The organism is Aeromonas popoffii, from assembly GCF_000820025.1.
In the GTDB taxonomy this organism is placed as follows: domain Bacteria; phylum Pseudomonadota; class Gammaproteobacteria; order Enterobacterales; family Aeromonadaceae; genus Aeromonas; species Aeromonas popoffii.
The window spans coordinates 122,868-146,664 of record NZ_CDBI01000014.1 but is presented as its reverse complement, the minus strand read 5'-3'; the positions used below and the strand labels follow the sequence as shown (position 1 = coordinate 146,664).

Annotated in this window: 15 protein-coding genes and 1 pseudogene; 1 reads left to right on the top strand and 15 read right to left on the bottom strand. The window is 62.1% G+C overall.

Annotation, left to right across the window (positions count from 1 at the left end; translation table 11 throughout):
- Window positions 1-242: 242 nt before the first annotated feature.
- Window positions 243-1,733, bottom strand: coding sequence for a membrane-bound lytic murein transglycosylase MltF (gene mltF, locus BN1129_RS02955; RefSeq protein WP_042034391.1), 1,491 nt, complete (start codon window positions 1,731-1,733; stop codon window positions 243-245).
- A gap of 149 nt (window positions 1,734-1,882) precedes the next feature.
- Between mltF and purL the strand changes: the two genes are divergently transcribed.
- The gene (purL, locus tag BN1129_RS02950) at window positions 1,883-5,794 is read left to right on the top strand and encodes a phosphoribosylformylglycinamidine synthase (RefSeq protein ID WP_042034390.1); all 3,912 of its coding nucleotides are present in this window, start codon (window positions 1,883-1,885) and stop codon (window positions 5,792-5,794) included.
- Between the two features lie 238 nt (window positions 5,795-6,032).
- Here purL and BN1129_RS02945 read toward each other — a convergent pair whose 3' ends face one another.
- The 14 genes and pseudogenes from BN1129_RS02945 to nuoC all read right to left on the bottom strand — a co-directional run bounded on the left by BN1129_RS02945 (window position 6,033) and on the right by nuoC (window position 23,797).
- Window positions 6,033-7,574: an HD domain-containing phosphohydrolase gene (locus tag BN1129_RS02945; RefSeq protein ID WP_042034389.1), complete on the bottom strand. Its 1,542-nt coding sequence runs from the start codon at window positions 7,572-7,574 to the stop codon at window positions 6,033-6,035.
- A gap of 18 nt (window positions 7,575-7,592) precedes the next feature.
- Entirely contained in the window at window positions 7,593-9,026 is a 1,434-nt protein-coding gene (locus BN1129_RS02940; RefSeq protein WP_042034388.1) for an HD domain-containing phosphohydrolase, read from the bottom strand.
- A pseudogene (locus tag BN1129_RS24455) lies at window positions 9,023-9,241 on the bottom strand (hypothetical protein); the annotation flags it as partial. The gene BN1129_RS02940 and the pseudogene BN1129_RS24455, both read right to left, overlap by 4 nt.
- 337 nt (window positions 9,242-9,578) lie before the next feature.
- The gene (gene nuoN / locus BN1129_RS02930; protein WP_042034385.1) at window positions 9,579-11,042 is read right to left on the bottom strand and encodes an NADH-quinone oxidoreductase subunit NuoN; all 1,464 of its coding nucleotides are present in this window, start codon (window positions 11,040-11,042) and stop codon (window positions 9,579-9,581) included.
- Between the two features lie 61 nt (window positions 11,043-11,103).
- Complete coding sequence (gene nuoM, locus BN1129_RS02925; protein ID WP_042034383.1) at window positions 11,104-12,624, bottom strand: NADH-quinone oxidoreductase subunit M; 1,521 nt, start codon at window positions 12,622-12,624, stop codon at window positions 11,104-11,106.
- 78 nt (window positions 12,625-12,702) lie between these two features.
- Window positions 12,703-14,550, bottom strand: a complete 1,848-nt coding sequence (gene nuoL, locus BN1129_RS02920) for an NADH-quinone oxidoreductase subunit L (RefSeq protein ID WP_042034382.1) — start codon at window positions 14,548-14,550, stop codon at window positions 12,703-12,705.
- Window positions 14,547-14,855, bottom strand: a complete 309-nt coding sequence (gene nuoK, locus BN1129_RS02915) for an NADH-quinone oxidoreductase subunit NuoK (protein WP_042034381.1) — start codon at window positions 14,853-14,855, stop codon at window positions 14,547-14,549. The genes nuoL and nuoK overlap by 4 nt, the downstream gene beginning before the upstream one ends.
- A complete protein-coding gene (nuoJ, locus tag BN1129_RS02910) occupies window positions 14,852-15,415 on the bottom strand; it encodes an NADH-quinone oxidoreductase subunit J (RefSeq protein WP_042034380.1) in 564 nt (187 codons plus the stop codon). Before nuoJ ends, nuoK begins: the two co-directional genes overlap by 4 nt.
- 10 nt (window positions 15,416-15,425) lie before the next feature.
- Entirely contained in the window at window positions 15,426-15,968 is a 543-nt protein-coding gene (gene nuoI, locus BN1129_RS02905) for an NADH-quinone oxidoreductase subunit NuoI (RefSeq protein WP_042034378.1), read from the bottom strand.
- Window positions 15,969-16,096: 128 nt separating this feature from the next.
- Window positions 16,097-17,065, bottom strand: a complete 969-nt coding sequence (gene nuoH / locus BN1129_RS02900; RefSeq protein WP_042034377.1) for an NADH-quinone oxidoreductase subunit NuoH — start codon at window positions 17,063-17,065, stop codon at window positions 16,097-16,099.
- Window positions 17,062-19,800, bottom strand: coding sequence for an NADH-quinone oxidoreductase subunit NuoG (gene nuoG / locus BN1129_RS02895; protein ID WP_042034375.1), 2,739 nt, complete (start codon window positions 19,798-19,800; stop codon window positions 17,062-17,064). The genes nuoH and nuoG overlap by 4 nt, the downstream gene beginning before the upstream one ends.
- A 133-nt stretch (window positions 19,801-19,933) precedes the next feature.
- Window positions 19,934-21,319, bottom strand: a complete 1,386-nt coding sequence (nuoF, locus tag BN1129_RS02890) for an NADH-quinone oxidoreductase subunit NuoF (RefSeq protein WP_042034643.1) — start codon at window positions 21,317-21,319, stop codon at window positions 19,934-19,936.
- A 67-nt stretch (window positions 21,320-21,386) separates the two neighbouring features.
- Window positions 21,387-21,929 (bottom strand): NADH-quinone oxidoreductase subunit NuoE, encoded by a 543-nt coding sequence (gene nuoE, locus BN1129_RS02885; protein ID WP_042034373.1) that lies wholly within the window; start codon window positions 21,927-21,929, stop codon window positions 21,387-21,389.
- Window positions 21,930-21,991: 62 nt separating this feature from the next.
- Window positions 21,992-23,797, bottom strand: a complete 1,806-nt coding sequence (nuoC, locus tag BN1129_RS02880) for an NADH-quinone oxidoreductase subunit C/D (RefSeq protein WP_042034371.1) — start codon at window positions 23,795-23,797, stop codon at window positions 21,992-21,994.

Below are 23,797 nucleotides of genomic sequence, written 5' to 3'. Positions count from 1 at the left end.
TTACGTCTGGGGCTCCAGGCGCACTTTGCTTTTCTGACCAGCGTGGTTCTTCTGCGAGCTCGCATCTTGGTCTCCTCCCATTGGATGGCCATCCCGGCCTTGATGAATGGAGCCCATCTGAAAATGCGGTCATCCAGCTGGCAAGCTGATGAAATCAGGCGATAAAAACAGTTTCGGACAGGCCCCGGCACATCCGGATGGTAACAGAGAACCGACCCGTAAAACAAACTGGTCAACAGGGTTCAACGCAGGGTGATCTGCTTGACCACTTCGGCAATGACGGTGGGATGTTCGGCACTGGGCGGTTCGCTGCTGTCGTCGTCATCCAGCTCCTCGCGGCGGTGGGCCTTCTGCTGCTCGTTGTCGAGCCAGAGCAGGCTCTGGTAATACTGGCGCACGTTGTTGACGTAGTTGCGCGCCTCGCCGCCCCGGGCATAGCCGTAGCGTGCCTTGCGGTGCCAGCGCGCCTGCTGCAGCAGGGGCAGTACCTCCTTCACGTCGCTCCAGGCGTCGGGGTTCTTGCCGAGCTCCTTGGTCAGACGGCGGGCATCCATCATGTGGCCGTAGCCGATGTTGTAGGCGGTGAGGGCAAACCACACCTTCTCGTCATCGGGCACGGAGGCGGGCACCTTCTCCATCATCTGTTGCAGATAGCGGGCACCGCCCTTGATGCTCTCCTCCGGGTGCAGCCGGTTGTTGACCCCCATCGCCTTGGCGGTGGGCTCGGTCAGCATCATCATGCCGCGCACGCCTGTGTAGGAGCGCGCTTCAGGATCCCAGTGGGACTCCTGATAGCTGATGGCGGCCAGCAGGCGCCAATCCACCACGCTGGCGTGAGTCTTGAACAGATCCTGATACTTGGGCAGCAGGCTTTTGGCCCGCTGCAGGAAGGTGCGGGTGTCGACGAAGTCGAAGTTCTGCACATGGCCGAAGTACTTCTCGTCCAGCTTGGCGATGGCGCCATCCATGAAGCGCTGACCGAAGAAGTCGATGATGCTGGCGTAGAGGCTGTCATCGGGCAGCTTGGTCATGGCCCAGGCCACGGTCTGGTTTTTGGAGAGGGTCAGCCCCTCGGTGAGCTCGGGGTAGTAGCGCTGGGTACGGGCCAGCACCGTATCTTGCACCACTGTGTAATCAATCTTGCCGTCGGCCACCTGCTTGAGCAGCTCTTCCACGTCTGCGTCCCGGTTGGTACTCCACTTCAGATTGGGGTGCTGTTTGCTGAGCTCCTTGAGCAGGTCTTCACCGGTGGAGCCGGCAGGCACCACAATGGAGCCCTTGAGATCCCCTAACTCCTTGGGTTTGGGGGAGCCGTTGCGATAGACCAGCTTGGGGGAGACCTGATAAAAGCCAGGGCCGAAGCGAAACAGGGCACGCCGCTCCGGGGTCACGACGATGGCGGCGGCGGCGAGATCCAGCTTGCCCTTCTTGAGCAGCTCGACCAGTTCGGCGGTGGAGTAGACAGGGACTATGGTGAGCTCGACGCCCAACCAGTCGGCATAGCTTTTCGCCAGCTCGTAATCGAAGCCCTGGGCGGTCTCGTCACGCTGGTAATAGGAGGTGGGGCCATAGATGGTGCCAACCCGGATCTCGCCTCGTTGGCGGATCTGTTCCAGCTGGCTGGAAGGGGTGTAGAAGTTACAACCGACCAGGGTCAGCAGCAACATCAGCCCGATAAGCAGTCGAAAAATGCAGCGCAAGTAGCGGAGTACCCTTGTTGAAAAAATCAGCATTTGTCAAAAAAGAGGGACCTTTATACCAGAGAGTGTGCACCGAGTCACACTCGGTAAATCAAGAAAAACGTTTGTCCGGCGTCGGCCTGATCCCTATAATATGCGCGTCTCAATTCCCCCCCACTTTAACACTTGGTGAGAAAGGTCATATGGATATCTTGCGTGGTGCCCCAGCACTGTCTGATTTTCGTGTCCAAAAACTGCTGCAACACTTCGCACAGATGAGAGAGGAGAACGGAGTAGAGATAGAGGATGTCTATGCCGAATATGTGCACTTTGCCGAGCTCTCGAGCCCGCTGTCACCGCCCGAGCGAGCGACATTGGGCCAGCTCCTGCGCTACGGCCCGACCATCCCCGAACACACCCCCAGCGGTCAGCTGTTTCTCGTTACCCCCCGCCCCGGCACTATCTCCCCCTGGTCTTCCAAAGCAACCGACATCGCTCACAACTGCGGCTTGAATCAGGTCAAGCGGCTGGAGCGTGGTATTGCCTATTACCTGACCATCAAGGGGCAGGGTGAGCTGAGCGCCGCCCAACGCAGCGCCATTGCCGCCGTGCTGCATGATCGGATGATGGAAGTGGTGTTTGCCAACATGGACGCTGCGAGCGCCCTGTTTGCTCACCACGAGCCGCGCCCCTTCACCCAGGTGGATGTGCTGGCCGGTGGCCGCAGTGCCTTGGCCTCGGCCAACGTGGCGCTGGGTCTGGCGCTGGCCGATGACGAAATCGACTATCTGCTGGAGAACTTCACCCGCCTGGGTCGCAACCCCAACGACATCGAGCTCTACATGTTTGCCCAGGCAAACTCCGAGCACTGTCGTCACAAGATCTTCAACGCCGACTGGACCATAGACGGCGAGCAGCAGCCCAAGTCGCTGTTCAAGATGATCAAGAACACCTTCGAGCAGACGCCGGATCATGTCCTCTCTGCCTATAAAGACAACGCCGCCGTGATGGAAGGCAGCCAGGGTGGTCGCTTCTTCCCGAGCCCCGCCAGTGGTGAGTACCAGTATCATCAGGAGCGCGTCGACATCCTGATGAAGGTGGAGACCCACAACCACCCGACCGCCATCTCCCCCTTCCCGGGGGCGGCCACTGGCTCCGGCGGCGAGATCCGCGACGAGGGTGCAACCGGCCGTGGGGCCAAGCCCAAGGCGGGTCTGGTGGGCTTCACTGTCTCCAACCTGCGCATTCCCGGTTTCGAGCAGCCCTGGGAGCAGGATTTCGGCAAACCGAGCCGTATCGTCAGCGCCTTTGACATCATGCAGGAGGGGCCGCTGGGCGGCGCCGCCTTTAACAATGAGTTCGGTCGTCCGGCCATTCTCGGCTACTTCCGCACCTTCGAAGAGGAGGTGCCAAGCCACAACGGCGTTGAGGTGCGTGGCTATCACAAGCCCATCATGCTGGCGGGCGGCATGGGCAACATCCGCAGCGAACACGTTCAGAAAGGGGAGATCCCGGTCGGGGCCGCCCTGATAGTGCTGGGCGGCCCGGCCATGAACATCGGTCTGGGCGGCGGTGCGGCATCAAGCATGGCCTCCGGTCAGTCGGCCGAAGATCTCGACTTTGCCTCGGTGCAGCGTGACAACCCCGAGATGGAGCGCCGTTGCCAGGAGGTGATCGACCGCTGCTGGCAGCTGGGGGATGAGAACCCCATCGTCTTCATCCATGACGTAGGTGCGGGCGGTCTTTCCAACGCCATGCCGGAGCTGGTCAACGACGGTGAGCGCGGTGGTCGTTTTGATTTGCGCGCCATCCAGAGCGACGAGCCGGGCATGAGCCCGCTGGAGATCTGGTGTAACGAGTCCCAGGAGCGTTACGTGCTGGCGGTGGCCCAGAACAAGCTGCCCCTGTTCAAGGCGCTGTGCGAGCGTGAGCGCGCGCCCTATGCGGTTATCGGCACTGCTACCGAAGAGAAACATCTGACGCTGTCGGATGCACACTTTGACAACCAGCCCATCGACCTGCCGCTGGACGTGTTGCTGGGCAAGGCGCCCAAGATGCACCGTGACGTGGTGACCCTGCCAGCCCAAGGCAAAGCGCTCCAGCTCGATGGCATCACCCTGAGTGATGCGGCCGAGCGAGTCTTTCGCCTGCCGACCGTGGCGGAGAAATCTTTCCTGATCACCATCGGCGATCGCAGCGTGACCGGTCTGGTCAACCGTGATCAGATGGTTGGCCCCTGGCAGATCCCGGTGGCCGATTGCGCCGTCACCGCCGCCACTTACGACAGCTATCACGGCGAAGCCATGTCGATGGGCGAGCGCACCCCGGTCGCGCTGCTCTCCCACGCCGCCTCTGCCCGCATGGCGGTGGCCGAAGCGCTCACCAACCTGGCACCGGCCCACATTGGATCGCTCAAGCGGGTCAAGCTCTCCGCCAACTGGATGTCCGCAGCCGGTCATCCGGGTGAGGATGCCGGCCTCTATGAGGCGGTCAAGGCGGTGGGCGAGGAGCTCTGCCCGGCCCTTGGCATCACCATTCCGGTCGGCAAGGACTCCATGTCCATGAAGACCCGCTGGCAGCAGGATGGCAAGGAGCACAGCGTCACCTCGCCGCTCTCCCTGCTCATCACCGCCTTTGCCCGGGTTGAGGATGTGCGCAGCACGGTCACCCCGCAGCTGCGTACCGATCTCGGTGAGACCGACCTTATCCTCATCGACCTTGGCAACGGCAAGCAGCGTCTCGGTGCCTCTGCCCTGGCGCAGGTTTATCGCCAGCTGGGCGACAAGGCGCCGGATCTCGACAATCCGGTGCAGCTGAAGGGCTTCTTCAACGCCATTCAGGCGCTGGTGGCCGATCGTAAACTGATCGCCTATCACGACCGCTCCGACGGCGGCCTGTTCGTTACCCTGACCGAGATGGCCTTTGCCGGTCACTGCGGCCTCGACATCCAGCTAGATCGCATCGGTGGCGAACTGTTGCCGGCGCTGTTTAACGAAGAGTTGGGGGCCGTCATTCAGGTGCGCCGTGACGACAAAGAAGCCGTGATGACCCTGCTGGCCGGTCACGGTCTGGCGGCCTGCTCCCACGTGCTGGGCACGGTGTGCGAGGGAGATCTCATCACCCTCACGCGCGCGGGTCAGGAGGTCTATCGCGCCAGCCGCACTGCGCTTCGCACCATTTGGGGCGAGACCAGCTGGCAGATGCAGCGTCTGCGGGACAACCCGGCGTGTGCCGATCAGGAACATGCGGCCCGTCAGGACGCCACCGATCCGGGTCTGCAGGCCAAGCTCAGCTACAACCCGTCTGAGGATGTGGCTGCGCCCTATATCGCCCGTGGTGTCTCCCCCCGTTTGGCTGTGCTGCGCGAGCAGGGGGTCAACTCCCACGTGGAGATGGCGGCGGCGTTTGATCGTGCCGGCTTTGCCGCAGTGGATGTCCACATGAGTGACATTCTCTCCGGTCGCATCAAGCTGGAGGAGTTCCAGACCCTGGTGGCCTGTGGCGGCTTCTCCTACGGCGATGTGCTGGGGGCGGGGGAAGGCTGGGCCAAGTCCATCCTGTTTAACGACAACGCCCGCGAGCAGTTCCAGCGCTTCTTCGAGCGTGGTGACACCCTCTCCTTGGGTGTGTGCAACGGTTGCCAGATGATGTCCAACCTGCGCACCCTGATCCCGGGGGCCGATCTGTGGCCGCGCTTTGTGCGCAACCGCTCCGAGCGCTTCGAAGCGCGCTTCAGCCTGGTGGAGGTGCAGGAGTCTCCCTCCGCCTTCTTCGCCGGCATGGCGGGTTCCGTGATGCCCATTGCCGTCTCCCATGGGGAAGGGCGGGTGGAGGTGCGCGATGCCGCTCACCTGAGCGCGTTGCAGGCCAGCGGTCTGGTAGGGCTGCGCTTTGTCGATAACCGCGGCAGCGTGACCGAGCAGTATCCGGCCAACCCGAATGGCTCACCGAACGGTATCACTGCCGTGACCACGCAAGATGGTCGCGCCACCATCATGATGCCGCACCCGGAGCGGGTGTTCCGCACCGTGGCCAACTCCTGGCACCCGGACAACTGGGGCGAGGACGGAGCCTGGATGCGGATGTTCCGCAACGCCCGGGTGCAACTGGGTTAATCCCGCAGCGCAATCTGCAGTAATCAAAAACCGGCCAGCTGGCCGGTTTTTGTCTCTCTGTTTACTGCTAGGCTGCGTTCCTAACGTGGTTGAAAAACGGTCTCCTCATGCTATGGGGGCCCATCCTTCCTGAAATACCGCATATATTCACGTCACAACCACCTTGATGGGCTTCTTTAGAGGCCCTTTTTATGGCTTGCCATTGCCGCGTCTGAAGTTTGAACACCTTGAGCACAACCTAGCTGTTGCCCAGCTCGTGGGGGGTGAAATCGCCCCGATCCAGAATGCGCAGGCAGGCATCCACCACCGCCTCGTCCAGTTGGGCTCCCCGCATCTGTATGATGTGAGCCCTGGCCTGGGGAATGCCGAGGGCGGCACGGTAGGGACGATCCGAAGACATGGACTCGACAATGTCGGCCACGGTGAGAATGCGCGCCTCCAGCAAGATCTGATCCCCCGCGAGACCCTCGGGATAGCCGGAGCCGTCGAGATACTCATGATGCTGGTGGATCATCTGGGCGATGGGCCAGGGGAAGGCGATGTCCTTGAGGACCTGGTAACCGGCAGTCGGGTGCTCCTTGACCAGATTGAACTCCTGGGGTGTCAGCTTGCCCGGCTTGGTGAGGATGTCGACCGGTACCTGGATCTTGCCGATGTCGTGCACCATGGCCCCCAGATAGAGGCCGCGCAGCTGTTTGTCGCCCAGTACCAGCTCGCGGCCTATGGCCATGGCCAGCGTGGCGACGTGTTTCTGGTGACCTGCGGTGTAGGGATCGCGCTGCTCCAGTACGGCGGCGATGGCACCCAGGGCATCCTCCAGCGCGAGCTCCAGTTGACGGGCATACAGCACCTTGTCCCGCTGCGCGGCGAGATAGGCCTGTTGAGTGCCACGGGCTTGCAGGCCATAGGCCAGGTAATCGGCCAGTTGGCTGAAGAGTCGCACCTCTTCCCCGGTGAAGACCCTGGCGTGCGGGCTGTGGATGAGCAGAGCGCCCCGCACGGTGGAATGCCATTGTAGCGGGAGCAGCAGGCGGGCCCGCAAGGTGGCCGAATGATGGACAACCTCGCTCGCCAATGCTTCGTTGCGTGGCTCGCCATCGCAGATGGTCTGACGCAAGGCCGGATCCCGGGTGAGCCAGTGGTCGTTGGTAAACCAGGTGGCGTTGCCCGCCTGCGCCAGTATCTGCAGTGCATCCTGATCCACGGCCTCCTGCAGCACAGTCACGAGGGGAAAACGGCCATCAAAGGTGATGGCGTCACAGATCTCCTGCAGCAGCACCTGCTCATCCCCCTGCCTGAGCATGGCATGGTGGGCGCGGCCAATGGCCTCCAGCGTCCAGGTATATTGCAGCAACTGCTCCTGCTGCTGTTTCTGCTCCGTGATGTCATCGAAAAAGACCCCGACACCGATCACCTCGCCCAGCTCATCGCGCAGGGGGAACTTGGTGGTGCTGAGCCAGCGAGCCTCGCCGTCCTTGAGGTAGGGCTCTTCGTGCTGGTGCGTTGTGCCGTTGGTCATGACCCTGAGATCGTCATCCCGATAGCGTTGGGCCAGCTCGGCCGGGAAAAAGTCGGCATCACACTTACCGATGATCTGGGCAGGCTCCAGGGCGAGATCATCGGCCAGCAGTCGGTTGCAGGCAGTGAAGACGGAGCGGGTATCCTTGAGCAGGACACGGTAGGGCAGCTGATCCATCACCTGAGCGCAGAGGGGGCCGGCGGGCAACGGCAGCTGGGCGCCGAGCTGACGGCGGGACGAGGTATCCGGTCTTGAAGTCATTTGTGCTCCTGCGGCAGATCAGGGGGTAGTGAAACGATAGCCTGCTTGCCACACGCAGAGGCAGGCATTCACCACCTGCTCGTCATAGTGGATGCCGGCATAGCGCGTCAGCTGGGCGAAGGCATCGGTCAGCGACATGGCGCGGCGGAAGGGGCGGTGCGCCGTCATGGCGGCCAGCGAGTCGGCCACCCGGATGATGCGCGCCTCCAGGCAGATGGCATCACTCTGCAGGCCTTGCGGGTAGCCGCTGCCATCCATGTTTTCGTGATGCTGCAGCACTATGGTGGCGATGGGCCAGGGGAAGTCTATCTGTTGGAGGATGTCACAGCCGGCCTGAGGGTGTAGCTTGATCAGTTCAAACTCCACCGGCCTGAGCTCACGGGGGCGGGTGAGGATGTCGGCCGGGATCTGCAGCAGGCCTATGTTGTGGACCATGGCCGCGAGACCGAGTCCATCCAGCCGATCCTGTGGCAGCTGCAGGTGCTGACCAATGGCCAGTGCGAGATCGTGTACGCGCTTTTCATGTCCAGCCGTACCGGGATCCTTGTGGGCGATGGCGGAGGAGAGCGCCGCTATGGTTTGAAACAGCAAGGTGCGCTGATGCTGTTCGCTCTCCCTGATATGGGTGATATCGACCAGTGCCCCTATGATGCCGGCCACCTTGCCCTGATGGTCGTAGAAGAGATCCTTGAAGTTGAGCACCTGATAACGATGGCCACTGCGATCGATCAGGCTGTGTTCGAAAGATTGCGGCTGCTTGCTGCGCAGCACCTCCAGGTCCTGCTGGGTGTACTCGTCCGCCATCTCGGGCGGCAGAATATCATCCACACGCTTCCCCAGCAGCTCTGCCCTGCGGATACCGGTTATCTGGGTAAAAGTCGGGTTGCAACCGATGAAGCGTCCCTCGACGTCCTGGTAGCACACGGGAATGGGGATCGCCTTGAGCAGGGATTCGTTGATGTGCTGCATATCCACCCGCTCTGCTTGTTGACGCAGGGCCAGTTGCTCGCTGTCCCGGCACAGCTGGATCGCGCGTGCCAGGTTGCCGAGGATGGGGCTGAACAGATGGCGCAGCTGTTCAGCCCCATCCTCAGTTCTCGGGGAGAGCAGCAGCATGAGATAGCCCCCCTCTATCCGCAAGCGGTAGGCAAAGGGATAGGGACGGGAGCCGGGCAGGGGAATGGCGCCGTGCAGGGAGAACTGCTCGCCGTCACTGACCCAGGCGGGCAGTGCCAGTGGTTGCCCGTGCTGCTGGATCAGCAGCTCGTCCCCGATGGCCTTGACGATCATGTACTCCCCCTGTGGCCGCTGCTGCAGCACCAGCCCAACCGGGCAGGCACAATGCAACAGAAAGCGTTGCAGCACCTGGGTCAGCAGGGCATCCAGGGTCACCTCGCGGCCGATGCAGAGGGCAAGATCGCAGACGATGGCCATGGCATGGTCGTTGTTCATGACGGCCTTGCTCCGTTGCAGAGAATGGCGCCATTGTGGAAGAGAGAATAATCCCCTGCCCGCAAGCTACCCATCTCGCTGAGTGAGAGTGCGCCAGCCAGTTCGTGGGCGTCGCCCTGGGTAAACAGCGTGTTCAGCTCCCGCTGCTGGCCAAAGTGCTGCTGATGGCCGGTGCAGTCATTGCGCGCCAGTGTGTCGACCGGGCCGTGCTGGCTCTCTTGCTGCCGCCCGGTGACACGACCGATATCCTGTTCGGCCAGCAGCCCATCAAGTCGACCTCCTCGAGAGGGGAGCGGCGCATCAGCCAGCGGGCGGGCATCAAAGAGGCAAAAGGAGGGCAGCGTCATAACACCAAGTTCCATTCCTGTATTTCATGAATATATCAGTAAGGGTCGGGGGGATGATACTCAGCTGTGACCTGTGATGTGACATAAGCGGTTAGAAAGACGCATAAAAAGTGAGCTTGCCGCCTTGCGGCTGTGAGCTTGCTCAACCAGCAATAAAAAACCGGCCACCCGGGCCGGTTGTGTGTTGCTGGCAGCGGCGCGACTTTTAGCGCAGTACCACGTTTTGAAAGCCCTGTACCAAGCTGATGACCGGCTGGGGGTAGATGCCCAGTGCCACCACTATGATGGCGGAGAGCAGCACCACCATGCCGCCCGAGGAGACGGCCCAGTCGGCCTTGGCATCGCGCAGCTGCATGCCGGGTTCCAGCAGATAGAGGGTGACCATGACGCGCAGGTAGTAATAGAGACCCATGGCGCTGCCCAGCACGATGGCACCACAGAGCCACCACAGCTTGGCATCGACCGTTACCCCGATCAGATAGAACTTGCCGATGAAGCCCAGCGTCATGGGGATACCCGCGAGCGACAACATCATCACCGTCATGACGGCGGTCAGGTAGGGGCGGTGCCAGAACAGACCACGGTAGCTGTGCAGGGAGTCCGCATCCTTGCCGCGATAGGGGCTGGACATCATGCTGATGACGCCAAAGGCCCCCAGGTTGGTGAACAGGTACATCAGCAGGTAGACGCCAGCAGCTTCCACTGGCATCTGGCCGAGGCGGCTGGCGACGATCACCGCCAGCAGATAACCGAAGTGGGAGATGGAGGAGTAACCCATCATCCGCTTGATGTTGGTCTGCAGCAGGGCCAACAGGTTGCCGATGACGATGGAGATGACCGCCATGGCGGCCAGCAGCCAGTGGATCATGGGATCCGCCGCGGCAGGCACCGCCAGATAGAAACGCAGCAGCACGCAGAACACGGCTATCTTGCTGACGGTGGCCAGAAAGGTGGCCACCGGTGCCGGGGCGCCTTCGTATACGTCAGGTGTCCAGAGGTGGAAGGGGGCCAGGGAGAGCTTGAAGGCAAATCCCACCAGCATCAGCCCCAGACCGCCCATCAGCAGCGGGTGGTGAGCCGGGGTGGTCGCCAGGGTCAGGCCGAGATCGCTGAAGCTCAGGCTGCCCGCCTGGGCGTAGAGCAGCGCCATGCCAAACAGCAGGAAGGCGGTGGCGGCGGCGGAGAGCACCATGTACTTGATGCTGGCCTCCAGCGAATGGCGCTCGCGGTAGGCGTAGCCCACCAGACCGAACATGGGCAGGGTCAGCATCTCGATCCCGATGAACAGGGAGGCGAGATGGCGGGAGCCAGCCAGAACCAGGCCGCCGGCGGTGGCGATCAGCAGCAGCAGATAGAACTCTTCCCGGTTGTCCGGATAGCCCTTGAGCCAGGAGCGACCGAAGGTGCAGGTGGCCAGGGCGCCGATGAGCACCAGCCCCATGTAGAAGACGGCGTAGCCGTCAATCTGCAGCAGAGGGGTGACCCCCTGATCACCCTGCGCCATCACGATGGGCAGGGAGAAGAGCGCCAGGTTGAGGCCCGTGATGGTGACGACGAAGGCGGTGTCGTCACAGCGTCGCCAGGCGATGGCCAGCATCAGGGCCAGCATGGCCCCCGTTGTCAGCAACAGGGGCAACAGGGCCAGCAGTTGAGAAGCGGTGAATGTCATTGCAGTGCTCCTGTAAGGGACAAGTAAGGCAACAGGGCCAGCGGTCGGGAAACAGTCAGGTTCATTGCAATGCTCCTGCAGACGGCAGTGCGTACCAGTGCAGCACGCTCATCAGGCTGCTGCCTGCGGTATCGAGTACCGGCTGGGGATAGACACCGAGCAGCACCAGCAGGCCGGCTATGGTCATCATCATCACCAGCTCGCGTCGATCCAGACCCTTGAGCACCTTCTCGTCCTTGGGCGCACCGAAGCAGACCCGCTGCAGCATGATGAGGGAGTAAACGGATGCCAGTACCAGACCGAAGGTGGCGATGACGGTAATGATGGGGGCAACCTGGAAGCTGCCGATGAGGATCAGGAACTCGCCGACAAAGTTACCTGTGCCCGGCATGCCAAGAGAGGCCACCGAGAAGAACAGCATGACGCCGGGCAGGTAGCGCAACCGGCCCCACAGGCCGCCCATCAGGCGCAGATCACGGGTGTGCAGCCGCTCGTAGAGCTGACCGCACAGGATGAACAGACCGGCAGCGGAGAGGCCGTGGGCAATCATCTGCACCACGGCGCCTTGCAGCGCCAGCTCGCTGCCCGAGTAGATGGCGATCATCACGAAGCCCATGTGGGAGATGCTGGTGTAGGCCACCAGGCGTTTGATGTCGGTCTGGGCGAACGCCACTATGGCGCCGTAAACGATGCCGACCAGACCCAGCAGCATGGCGTAGGGGGCAAACTCGGCGGAGGCCTCCGGGAACAGTGGCAGCGCGAAACGCAGCAGACCGTAGGCGGCGGTTTTCAGCAAGATCCCGGCGAGATCCACCGAGCCTGCGGTCGGCGCCTGACTGTGGGCATCCGGCAGCCAGCCGTGTAGCGGCACCAGCGGCATCTTGACCGCGAAGGCAATGAAGAAGCCCAGCATCAGCAACCACTGGACGCCCTTGCTCATCGGGGTGTTGAGCAAGTCCTGATAGTTAAAGGTGAAGACGCCGGTGGCGGCATGATGGGTCAGCACCAGACCCAGAATGGCGACCAGCATGATGAGGCCGCTGACCTGGGTGTAGATGAAGAACTTGGTGGCTGCGTTGATCCTGGACTTGCCGTCGGTGACCGAGTGGCCCCACAGCGCGATCAGGAAGTACATGGGGACCAGCATCATCTCCCAGAAGAAGAAGAACAGGAACAGATCCAGCGCCATGAAGACGCCGAGCACCCCCCCCAGGATCCACAGCAGGTTCAGGTGGAAGAAGCCGATGCGCTGTACGATTTCCTTCCAGGAACAGAGGATGGCCAGCACGCCGATGAAGCAGGTGAGCATTACCATCAGCAGGGAGAGGCCATCCACCGCCAGGTGCAGGGAGATGCCGAAGCGGGGGATCCAGGGCAACTGCAGTTCGGCAGCCCAGGCGGACACGCCCGTCTGGGTTGCAAGGGAAAAGTCACCGCTCCACCAGATGGCGCCGGAGAGCAGCAGGCAGGCGCTCATGGACAGCAGTGCGACCCAGCGCACGAAGTATTCACCGAAGCGCTCCGTCTGCCAGCAGAGCAGACCGCCGATGAAGGGTATTAACAAGATCCAGAGTAAGGTCACGATATCAGCTCTCGTCTATGTTCTAGTCACTGTGCAGGCCCGTGGGCTTGCTGCGAGTTCAGGGGCTGCATCACGGGATCAGCCGAGCAGCAGCAGGGCCAGGATCAGGACGGTGCCCATCCCCATGGAGGCTGCATACCAGCGCAACTTGCCGGAAACGGTCCAGGCCAACAGCTGGTGGCCACGCAGGGCCAGCCAGGCCGGCAGATTCATCATCCAGTCCAGCGGATCCTTGCCAAGCAGGCGGGTGCTGAGCAGGTAGGGCTTGACCCACAGCTGATGGTACAACCAGTCAAAGCCCCAGGCATTGAACCAGAGGGTGCTGAGCAGCCGGCCAGGCGCGCTGTTCGCCACGCGGGTGGCCAGTCGACGTTCACCCAGGAACAGGAAGGCGGCCAGGGCGATGCCCGCGATGGCGACGATGCCGGAGGCGATCTCCAGCGTGTGACGACCCGCCTCTATGTGATCTCCCGGCCCAGCCGGCAGCACCCCCGCCAGCGGCGGTACTATCAGGGCCCCGATCCCGGTGGAGAGCACCAGTAGCACCAGCAGTGGCAGCTGGTGGGCCAGACCGTGGCCGGCGTGGGCCTGCGTCTGCACCTTGCCGTGGAAGGCGATGAAGATGAGGCGGAAGGTGTAGAGGGAGGTCAGGAAGGCCCCCACCAAGCCCGCCCACAACAGTGTGGTCTGGCCGGATGCCTGCACCTGCCACAGGATGGCGTCTTTACTGTAGAAACCGGCCGTGACCAGTGGCAGCGCGGCCAGCGCCGAGCCCCCTACCAGGAAGCAGGCATAGACCAGCGGCAAACTCTTGCGCAGGCCCCCCATCTTGAAGATGTTCTGCTCGTGGTGGGTCGCGACGATGACGGCACCGGCACAGAGGAACAAGAGCGCCTTGAAGAAGGCGTGGGTCATCAGGTGGAAGATGGCCCCTTCCCAGGCGCCGACCCCGAGTGCCAGGAACATGTAGCCTATCTGGCTCATGGTGGAGTAGGCCAGGATCCGCTTGATATCGGTCTGTACCAGGGCCGCAAAACCTGCCAGGAGCAAGGTGATGGCACCGACCAGCGCCACCAGATGCAGGATCTCGGGGGCGAGCAGGAAGAGGCCGTGGGTACGGGCGATGAGATAAACACCGGCAGTCACCATGGTCGCGGCGTGGATCAGGGCAGAGACCGGCGTCGGGCCTGCCATGGCATCCGCCAGCCAGGTTTGCAGCGGCAACTGGGCCGATTTGCCGACCGCGCCGCCCAAGAGCATCAGGCAAGCCAGCGACAGGGCAGGGGAGCCCTCGGCAAATACCACGGGGGCGCGCACCAGCAGCTCATGGATGTTGAGGGTGCCCAGCTCCCGGTAGAGGATGAACAGGCCGATGGCGAGGAAGACGTCGCCGACCCGGGTCACCACGAACGCCTTGAGGGCAGCCGCCCCGTTGGCCGGGTTGCGGTAGTAGAAGCCGATCAGCAGGTAACTGCACAGCCCCACCCCTTCCCAGCCCAGGTACACAAACAGCAGGTCATCGGCCAGCACCAGGAACACCATGCTGGCGATGAACAGGTTGGTATAGGTGAAGAAGCGGGAATAGCCCTCTTCACCACGCATGTACCAGGAGGCGAACAGGTGGATGAAGAAGCCCACCCCGGTCACCACCCCCAGCATGGTCAGCGACAGGCCGTCCAGCGCCAGGCGGAAGGTGGGATTGAAGCTGCCCACCGACATCCATTGCCACAGGGTCTGGGTGTAGACACCGCCGACCGGCATGGTATTGAGGAAATCGATGCCGACCCACAGGGTGGTGAGGGCCGACAACCCTATGCTGCCGACGCCGATGAGCGCCGAGCTGCGCTCGCCGAAACGGCCGAGGGAGAAGGCCAGCACCAGCCATCCCAGCAGCGGAAATAGAAAAGTCAGGTATAAGAGGCTCATCCGCGCATCTCGCTCACAGTGTCCACGTTGAGGGTGTGGTAACGACGATAGAGCAGCAGTAGTAAAGCGAGGCCGATACTGGCCTCCGCTGCCGCCAGAGAAATCACCAAGATGTACATGATTTGGCCATCGGCCTGGGCCCAGCGGCTGCCTGCTACCACGAACGCCAGCGCGGACGCATTCATCATGATCTCGATACTCATGAGGATAAACAGCAAGTTACGGCGGATCAGCAGACCGCACAAACCGATGCAAAACAGCACGGCGGCCAGCAGCAGACCGTGTTCCATGGGGATGCCACTCATGACTGACCTCCTTCTTGAGATGGGCTTGGTGCTGGGCGCCCGGCCGTTTTGGGAACGGAAAGCACTTCCCCGCTCTTGTCTTCACGGCCCAGGTGGTAGGCGGTCACCAGACCCGCCAGCAGCAGGATGGAGGCGAGCTCCACCGCCAGCACGTAAGGGCCGAACAGGGCGATGCCGACCTCTTTCGCGCTGACGTCGGTCAGGCCAAGCTGACCCCCTGTCACGCCGAGGATGCCGTAGGCCAGAAAGCCCAGCAGGATGAGAGAGAGCAGGCCGGGACCCACCCAGGTGGTGGGGGTGAGCCAGTTCTTCTCCTGATCCTGGGATGACCCCAGGTTCAGCATCATCACCACGAACACGAACAGCACCATGATGGCGCCCGCGTAGACGATCACCTGCAGGGCCCCCGCGAAGGAGGCACCCAGGCAGAAGAAGATCATGGCCACGGCGATGAGCGAAATAATGAGATTGAGCAGCGCATGCATGGGATTGCTGGTGCTGATCACCCGCAGCGTGCTGTAAACGGCGACCAGGGCCGCGGCATAAAATGCCAGTTCCATGATTGACTCCTCAGGGCAGCAGGCTCTTGACATCGATGGGTTTGGCTTCGTGTTCGGCATCCCCTTTCGGCTTGCCGTCGATGGCCATCCCGCTCATGCGATAGAAGTTGTAATCCGGGTATTTGCCGGGCCCGCTGATCAGCAGATCTTCCTTCTCGTACACCAAATCCTGGCGGCGGTATTCACCCATCTCGAAATCCGGCGTCAGCTGGATGGCGGTGGTGGGGCAGGCCTCTTCGCACAGGCCGCAGAAGATGCAGCGGGAGAAGTTGATGCGAAAGAACTCCGGATACCAGCGACCATCGTCCCGCTCTGCTTTCTGCAGCGAGATGCAGCCGACCGGGCAGGCCACGGCGCAGAGGTTGCAGGCCACGCAGCGTTCGTCGCCGTCCGGGTCGCGGGTCAGCACGATGCGCCCACGAAAACGAGGGGCGGCATAGACAGTCTCTTCCGGGTAGCTCAGGGTTTCGCGAGGGCGCCAGGCATGGGAAAACACCATGCCCAGACTGCGAAGTTGGGTGCCTATACCCTTGATTATGCTAACAATTTTCATAGTTGTGCCTCACTGCACATTCATCAGCACCACAGCCCCAGAGTCTTGCATCCCGAGTGGGGAGCAAGGCGCGAGGCAAGCAGACGTTCCAGCCAAACGGCATCACAATATTCATATCCATTCCGGCCTCACTGCGCACTCATCAGCACCACGGCACCCGTGATCAGCATGTTGATCAGGGTCAGCGGCAGGCAGACTTTCCAGCCAAAGGACATCACCTGGTCAAAGCGCGGGCGGGGCAGAGAGGCCCGCAGCAGGATGAAGAACACCATGAAGCAGGCGGTCTTCAGTGCAAACCAGATGAAGGGTGGCAACCAGGGGCCATGCCAGCCACCGAAGAACAGGGTCACGATGAGGGAGGAGATCAGCACGATGCCGATGTACTCGCCCACGAAGAAGAGACCCCATTTCATGCCCGCATACTCGATGTGATAGCCATCGGCGAGCTCCTGCTCGGCCTCCGGCTGGTCAAACGGGTGGCGGTGGGTGACGGCGACACCGGCAAACAGGAAGGTAATGAAGCCCAGGAACTGGGGTACCACGTTCCACAAGCCCTCCTGTGCCTCGACTATGTCTCTCAGGTTGAAGCTGCCGGTCTGGATCACTATCCCCATCAGGGAGAGCCCCAGGAACACCTCATAGGAGAGGGTCTGGGCCGAGGCGCGCAGGCTGCCGAGCAAGGAGTATTTGTTGTTGCTCGACCAGCCGGCGAACAGCACCGCATAGACTGCCAGTCCCGCGATGGCCAGGATGTAGAGCAGACCCACGTTGAGATCCGCCACGCCCCAGGTGGGGGTGATGGGCACCACGGCAAACGCCAGAATAAAGGCGGTGAAGGCGATGATGGGGGCCAGGATGAAGATCCGGCGATCCGCGAACGGCGGGATCCAGTCCTCCTTGAAAAACATCTTGACCATGTCAGCTGCTAATTGCAGCAGGCCGAACGGGCCCACCCGGTTGGGGCCGTAGCGATCCTGCCACAGCGCCAGCAGGCGACGTTCGATGAAGCTCATAAAGGCACCTGCCCCCACTATCCCCACCAGCACGATCAGCGCTTTGCCGACTTCAATCAGCAGCGCCATCAGGGAATCACTCATGCGATCGCCTCCTGCAGGTTGTTGATGTAGACCTGTTGCAGCGCGGTCGGCAGGCCGTTGACGCCGAGCGGCAGACCCAGCAGGCCCTGTGCCAGGGCATCGCTCAGCCGCAGCTTGAGGCGCCAGTGGCTGCCACCCCAGGAGAAGCTCACCTGGTGGCCCGCGTTGAGGGCAAGGCGGTGGGCATCGGCCGGGTTCAGCACCAGTTCGGGCTCATTCATGCGGGCCTGGATGACGGGGCTGCGAGCGGAGAGCTCCTCGCCGCCAAACAGCTGGTCATAGTTGACCACCTGCAGGGCTTCCTGAGCCACGAAGGGGGCAGGTATGGCATCAAACCAGCCGAGGGTATCTTCACCCGGCTCCAGCAGACGGCGACCCGGATCGCCAGCGCGCAGATGACCACCGACTTCATCCTGGAACTTGTTCCAGGCGGAGGGGGAGTTCCAGCCCGGTGCCCAGGCAAAGGGCACTTGCGGCATGTTCTGGCGGGCACCGGCATAGCCTTCCATGGAGAAGTTGAAGGGGGAGTCGGGATCCTGCGCCACCCGCGGCTCGCTGACGTTCTGATCCGCCAGCATGGAGGTGCGACCGCTGTAGCGGTGCGGCTCACGGGCCAGCCGCATGCCACGGATGCGCAAGCCTGCGTTGGGCGCCGCTTCCAACATGGTGGCCAGTAGCGGATGGCTGGCAGCACAAGCGTGGCTGATCTGGTCGAAGGTCTGCCAGCGCAGGGGCGTGTGCTCGAGCGCACCTTGCAGCGCGGCCAGCCAGCGCCACCCTTCCTGGATCTGGATGTCGGCGTGATAGAAGGCCGGTGAATAGACCTGGAAGTAGCGCTGGGCACGCCCCTCCATATTGACGAGGGTGCCATCGGCCTCGGCAAAGCTGGCGGCAGGCAGTACCAGATCGGCCTTCTGGGCTGTCTGGGTATCCTGATGATCGACCACCAGCAGGTGTTGCAGGCGGGCGATGGCCGCATCGACCCGATTGCGCGGAGCGCGGCGATAGAGATCGTTCTCCAGGGTCACCAGCGCCAGGTTATCCTGGGCTTCGATGCGCTCAAGGGCCGCTTCCAGCGATTTGCCTGACGACGTGCCTGCATCCAGCATGGCCAGCCCCAGACTGTTGGCTTCTTGCGCCACCAGTGCCAGGCTGACGTCCTGACCACGGCCCTTGAGGGCGCGGGCTATGTTGCTGGCCGCATCGATCAGTGCCGGGGTGCGAGCCCCGGAACCTGCGATGATGAGCGGCTTTTTGGCATTGCCCAGCAGATCGGCCCAGCGCGCGGCTTGCGCCTGCTGCTCTTGGCCGAGATCGGACAGGGTCGGCGCCGAGCTGTCGAGCAGATGGGCGATGGCAAAGCCGAGGCGGGCTTGATCCGCGTGGGGGGCGTGCAGTTTTTCTGCCGCCACGTCGTCGAGGCGGGTGCTGTCCAGGCTGGTGATGAGTAGCGGGTAGCGCGCATTCTGGCCCAGGGTCTGCACCGCGGCGACCTGCCACACGTCCACCTTCATCTTGCGGGCGATGTCGCGCGCCTTGCCCTTGACCGATTGGCGCAGGGCCAGGGCGATGCGGGCGGCGCTCATGGTGACATCTTCACCCAGCAGCAGAATGGCGTCGGCCTCTTCCATGTCCCGCAGGCTCGGGGTACGAATACCGCCGTGTTGCAGTATGTGCAGCATCTTTTGCAGGCACTCCCATTCGCTCTGCTCGACGCCGCAATAGAAGTTGTCGGTACCTACCAGCTCGCGCAGGGCGAAGTTGCTCTCCAGCGATGCGCGGGGAGAGCCGATGCCGATGACGCCGGCGGCGGTGCGCAGGGCATCGGCGGCGCGGTTCAGGGCGCCGTCCACCGTGATGGTCAGCTTGTCGTTGCCGTCACGCAGCAATGGTTGACGCGGGCGATCTGCCAGATTGACGTAGCCATAGCCAAAGCGGCCCCGATCGCACAGGAAGTAGTGGTTGAGGCCACCGTGGAAGCGGTTCTCGATGCGGCGCAGCTCGCCGTAGCGCTCGCCCGGGCTGATGTTGCAACCGACCGAGCATTGCTGGCAGATGCTGGGGGCAAACTGCATGTCCCACTTGCGGTTGTAACGCTCGGAGTGGGTCTTGTCGGTGAAGACGCCGGTGGGGCAGACCTCCACCAGGTTACCGGAAAATTCACTCTCCAGAGTGCCATCTTCGACCCGGCCGAAATAGACGTTGTCGTGAGCGCCATAGACACCCAGATCCTCGCCGCCAGCGTAATCCTTGTAATAACGCACACAGCGATAACAGGCGATGCAGCGGTTCATCTCGTGATTGATGAAGGGGCCCAGTTCCTGATTCTGGTGGGTACGCTTGGTGAAGCGGTAGCGACGGCTGTTGTGGCCTGTCATCACCGTCATGTCCTGCAGGTGGCAGGCGCCCCCCTCTTCACAGACCGGGCAGTCGTGGGGGTGGTTGGTCATTTGCCACTCCACCACGCACTTGCGAAACTCTTTCGCCTCTTCGTCTTCGATGGAGATATAGGTGCCATCGGTAGAGGGGGTCATGCAGGACATGACCAGGCGGCCGCGCTTGTCGTCGGCATTCTGATACTGCTTGACCGCACACTGGCGGCAGGCGCCGACGCTACCCAGCGCCGGATGCCAGCAAAAATAGGGGACGTCCAAGCCTAAGGAGAGACAGGCTTGCAGCAGGTTGTCTGCCCCGTCTACCTCGTACTCTTTACCGTCTACAAAAATGGTAGCCATACAACTTCCCTGACATCAATTAGATAAAACGCACAGATTGGATCAGCCGGCAGGCGTAATCAGACAATGGCGTCATCAAACATTTGTGAACCCTGGTTTGCACCGGTTTTGCATGAGACTGCCGATCCTCGTCTTACCAGCGTTCACCCAGCAGATTGGGCTGGATCCCTTTGAACAGCGTGTGATTATCCTGCGGCCCCTTGATCCCTGCCTCGAATTCGGCGCGGAAATACTTGAGGGCACTGCCAAGCGGCTCGACGGCGCCGGGGGCGTGGGCACAGAAGGTCTTGCCGGGCCCCAGGAAGTTGCACAGTTGCTCCAGGGTCGCCAGATCCCCAGGTTGACCCTGGCCCCGTTCCAGCGCCCGCAGCAGCTTGACGCTCCAGGGCAGGCCGTCGCGACAGGGGGTGCACCAGCCACAGGATTCGCGGGCGAAGAACTCTTCCATGTTGCGCAAGAGCCCCACCATGTTGATGCTGTCATCCACCGCCATGGCGAGGCCGGTGCCCATGCGGGTGCCGACCTTGCCGATGCCGCCGGCATACATCTGGGCATCCAGGTGCTCGGGCAGCAGGAAGCCGGTACCGGCTCCGCCCGGTTGCCACGCCTTGAGGCGGTAGCCGGGTTTCATGCCACCGGCGTAGTGCTCGAACAGTTCACGGGCCGTGATGCCAAAGGGCAGCTCCCAGACCCCCGGGTTGTTCACCTTGCCGGAAAAGCCCATCAGCTTGGTGCCATGATCTTCCGAGCCCGGCAGCGCTAATCCCTGATACCAGGCCACGCCGTTGCCGATAATGGCGGGTACGTTGCACAGGGTCTCGACGTTGTTGACGCAGGTAGGCTTGCCCCAGACGCCGGAAACCGCGGGGAAGGGAGGCTTGGCGCGCGGGTTGGCACGGCGTCCCTCCAGGGAGTTGATGAGTGCCGTCTCCTCGCCGCAGATGTAACGACCCGCACCGGTGTGGACGAACAGCTCGAAGTCAAAACCCGAGCCGAGAATGTTCTTGCCGAGCAGGCCGGCGGCTTTTGCCTCTTCTACGGCCCGGCGCAGGTTGATGGCGGCATCCACGTACTCGCCACGCAGGAAGATGTAGCCGCGATAGGCCTTGAGAGCCTTGGCGGAGATGATCATCCCCTCGATCAGCAGGTGGGGCAGCTGCTCCATCAGCAGCCGATCCTTGTAGGTATTCGGCTCCATCTCGTCGGCGTTGCAGAGCAGGTAACGGATGTTCATGCTCTCGTCTTTGGGCATCAGGCCCCACTTCACGCCGGTGGAGAAGCCTGCGCCACCGCGGCCCTTGAGGCCGGCATCCTTGACGGTGCCGACAATCTCATCCGGGCTCATCTGGCCAAGGGCTTTGCGGGCCGCCTCATAGCCCTGCTTGCTCTGGTATTCATCCAGCCAGACCGGCTGGCCGTCGTCACGCAGCCGCCAGGTGAGCGGATGGGTTTCGGGGGTGCGTGCGATCAGGTTGGCCGTGCCGATGGAGGCCAGGGGCGTGGTCGGCCGTGGGCTCATGGACATAGATTGGCCTCCGGGGTCTTGTACCGTTCAAGGCGCATGGGCAGATTGCCCTTGTGAAGACTCATGGGTAGGCCTCCAGGGTCTTGAGCAGGCTGATAGCATCGAGCCCGCCATAGGTGTCGTCGTCGATCATCAGCGCCGGTCCTTTGTCACAGTTGCCGAGGCAGCAGACGGGCAGCAGGGTGAAGCGGCCGTCGGCGCTGGTCTGGCCGGGGGCCAAGTCCATCACTTCCTTGAGGCCGGCCAGCAGCTCTTCGTGGCCGTTGATGTAACAGACCATGCTGTCACAGACCCGGATGATGTGGCGCCCGACCGGCTGGCGGAAGATCTGGCTGTAGAAAGTGGCAACCCCTTCCACGTCGCTGGCGGGAATGCCGAGTTCGGCAGCGATGGCATGGATGGCACCGTCCGGTACCCAACCGCGAGCCTGCTGCACTATTTTGAGTGCTTCTATGCTGGCGGCGCGGGGATCTTCGTAGTGGTGTATCTCATGCCTGATGGCATCGCGTTCGGCCTGGCTCAGGACGAAGCCGTCCCCCTTGCCCTGGCACGAACTCTGCCCCTGCGGGGTCTGATTGTTTTGGCACTGACATTGCTGGCTCATGGCTTAACCTTTTGTGGCTTGTCCTTTTTGTCGCGTAACGGTTGTTTAGTAACAGCGGTTACTCAACGATCCACATCCGACATAACGAAATCGATACTGCCCAGGTAGGCGATGAGATCCGACACCATGCTGCCTTTGATCACCGAGGGGATCTGTTGCAGGTGAGCAAAGCTCGGGGTGCGGATCCGGGTCCGGTAGCTCATGGTAGAGCCATCGCTGGTCAGGTAATAACTGTTGATCCCCTTGGTCGCCTCTATCATCTGGAAGGATTCGGCGGCTGGCATTACCGGGCCCCAGGACACTTGCAGGAAGTGGGTGATCAGGGTCTCGATGTCTTGCAGGGTGCGATCTTTGGGCGGTGGTGTGGTGAGCGGGTGATCTGCCTTGAATGGCCCAGCCGGCATGTTCTTCACACACTGATCTATGATACGCAGGCTCTGGCGCATCTCTTCGAGGCGTATCATGCCACGGTCGTAAACATCGCCATTGGCACCGACTGGCACCTCGAATTCGAACTGATCGTAGCCCGAATAAGGGCGCCATTTGCGCACGTCGAAGTTGAGGCCGGTGGCGCGCAGACCGCCCCCTGTGACGCCCCACGCCAATGCCTGCTCTGTGGTGTAGGAGGCGACGCCTATAGTGCGGCCGCGCAAGATGCTGTTGCGCATGGCAGCCTTCTCGTAATCCATCAGTCGCTTGGGCAGCCAGTCCAGCAGGTTCTCCTGGATGAGACGAGCCCAGCCCACCGGCAGATCGTGCGCCACGCCACCAATACGGAACCAGGCCGGGTGCATGCGCGCGCCCGTGATGGCTTCGATGATGGTGTAGATCTTTTGGCGATCGGTGAAGGTGAAGAAGACGGGGGTCATGGCACCCACGTCCTGGATATAGGTACCGAGGAACAGCAGGTGGCTCTGGATACGGAACATCTCCGCCAGCATCACCCGGATCACGTCGACCCGGTGGGGCACCTTGATACCCGCCAGCTTCTCGACCGCCAGCACATAAGGCAGGTTGTTCATGACGCCACCCAGGTACTCGACCCGGTCGGTATAGGGGATGTAACTGTGCCAGGACTGACGCTCCCCCATCTTCTCGGCCCCACGGTGGTGATAGCCGATGTCTGGCACGCAGTCGCGGATCTCCTCACCATCGAGCTGCAGCACCAGCCGGAAGGCGCCGTGAGCGGAGGGGTGGTTCGGGCCGAGGTTCAAGAACATGTAGTCCTCGTTCTCGTTGCCCCGGTTCATGCCCCACTCTTCGGGTTTGAACAGCAGGTTATCCTGCTCCTGATCCTGTTTGACCGTATCGAGCATGAAGGGATCGAATTCGGTGGCGCGCGCCGGATAGTCCTTACGCAGCGGGTGTCCTTGCCAGCTTTTGGGCATCATGATGCGGGTCAAATGGGGGTGACCATCGAAGTGAATGCCCATCAGATCCCACACTTCCCGTTCGTACCAGTTGGCGTTGGGGAAGTGGCGGCTGACGGTTGGCAGGCTCAGATCGCTCTCTTTGAGCGGCACCTTCAGCATCACATCGGCGTTACGGTCGATGGAGATGAGGTGATAGAAGAGGGTGAAGTCGCTCTCGGGCAGGCCGTCGCGATGGCTACGCATCCGCTCGTCAGTGGCGCTGAGATCAAACAGCATGACGAACGGGGAGGGGAGCTTGCGCAAGAAGCCCATCACGTCCAGCAGCAGCTCGCGGGAGAGCCAGAGCACAGGCACGCCGGTGCGGGTGGTCTGAACGGTGAAGCGCTCGGCGCCGAAGTGGGCAAACAGCTCGCCGACTACCTGGGCATCCTGGTGATCGCCCGGTTGCCACTGGGCCATGGTGTAGTTACTGGGGAATTCTCGGGTCAGTTTCAT

Coding starts and splice junctions, on each gene's coding strand:
- mltF (WP_042034391.1), bottom strand. CDS start 1,733: ATGCTGATTTTTTCAACAAGGGTACTCCGCTACTTGCGCTGCATTTTT.
- purL (WP_042034390.1), top strand. CDS start 1,883: ATGGATATCTTGCGTGGTGCCCCAGCACTGTCTGATTTTCGTGTCCAA.
- BN1129_RS02945 (WP_042034389.1), bottom strand. CDS start 7,574: ATGACTTCAAGACCGGATACCTCGTCCCGCCGTCAGCTCGGCGCCCAG.
- BN1129_RS02940 (WP_042034388.1), bottom strand. CDS start 9,026: ATGAACAACGACCATGCCATGGCCATCGTCTGCGATCTTGCCCTCTGC.
- nuoN (WP_042034385.1), bottom strand. CDS start 11,042: ATGACATTCACCGCTTCTCAACTGCTGGCCCTGTTGCCCCTGTTGCTG.
- nuoL (WP_042034382.1), bottom strand. CDS start 14,550: ATGAGCCTCTTATACCTGACTTTTCTATTTCCGCTGCTGGGATGGCTG.
- nuoK (WP_042034381.1), bottom strand. CDS start 14,855: ATGAGTGGCATCCCCATGGAACACGGTCTGCTGCTGGCCGCCGTGCTG.
- nuoJ (WP_042034380.1), bottom strand. CDS start 15,415: ATGGAACTGGCATTTTATGCCGCGGCCCTGGTCGCCGTTTACAGCACG.
- nuoI (WP_042034378.1), bottom strand. CDS start 15,968: ATGAAAATTGTTAGCATAATCAAGGGTATAGGCACCCAACTTCGCAGT.
- nuoH (WP_042034377.1), bottom strand. CDS start 17,065: ATGAGTGATTCCCTGATGGCGCTGCTGATTGAAGTCGGCAAAGCGCTG.
- nuoG (WP_042034375.1), bottom strand. CDS start 19,800: ATGGCTACCATTTTTGTAGACGGTAAAGAGTACGAGGTAGACGGGGCA.
- nuoF (WP_042034643.1), bottom strand. CDS start 21,319: ATGAGCCCACGGCCGACCACGCCCCTGGCCTCCATCGGCACGGCCAAC.
- nuoE (WP_042034373.1), bottom strand. CDS start 21,929: ATGAGCCAGCAATGTCAGTGCCAAAACAATCAGACCCCGCAGGGGCAG.
- nuoC (WP_042034371.1), bottom strand. CDS start 23,797: ATGAAACTGACCCGAGAATTCCCCAGTAACTACACCATGGCCCAGTGG.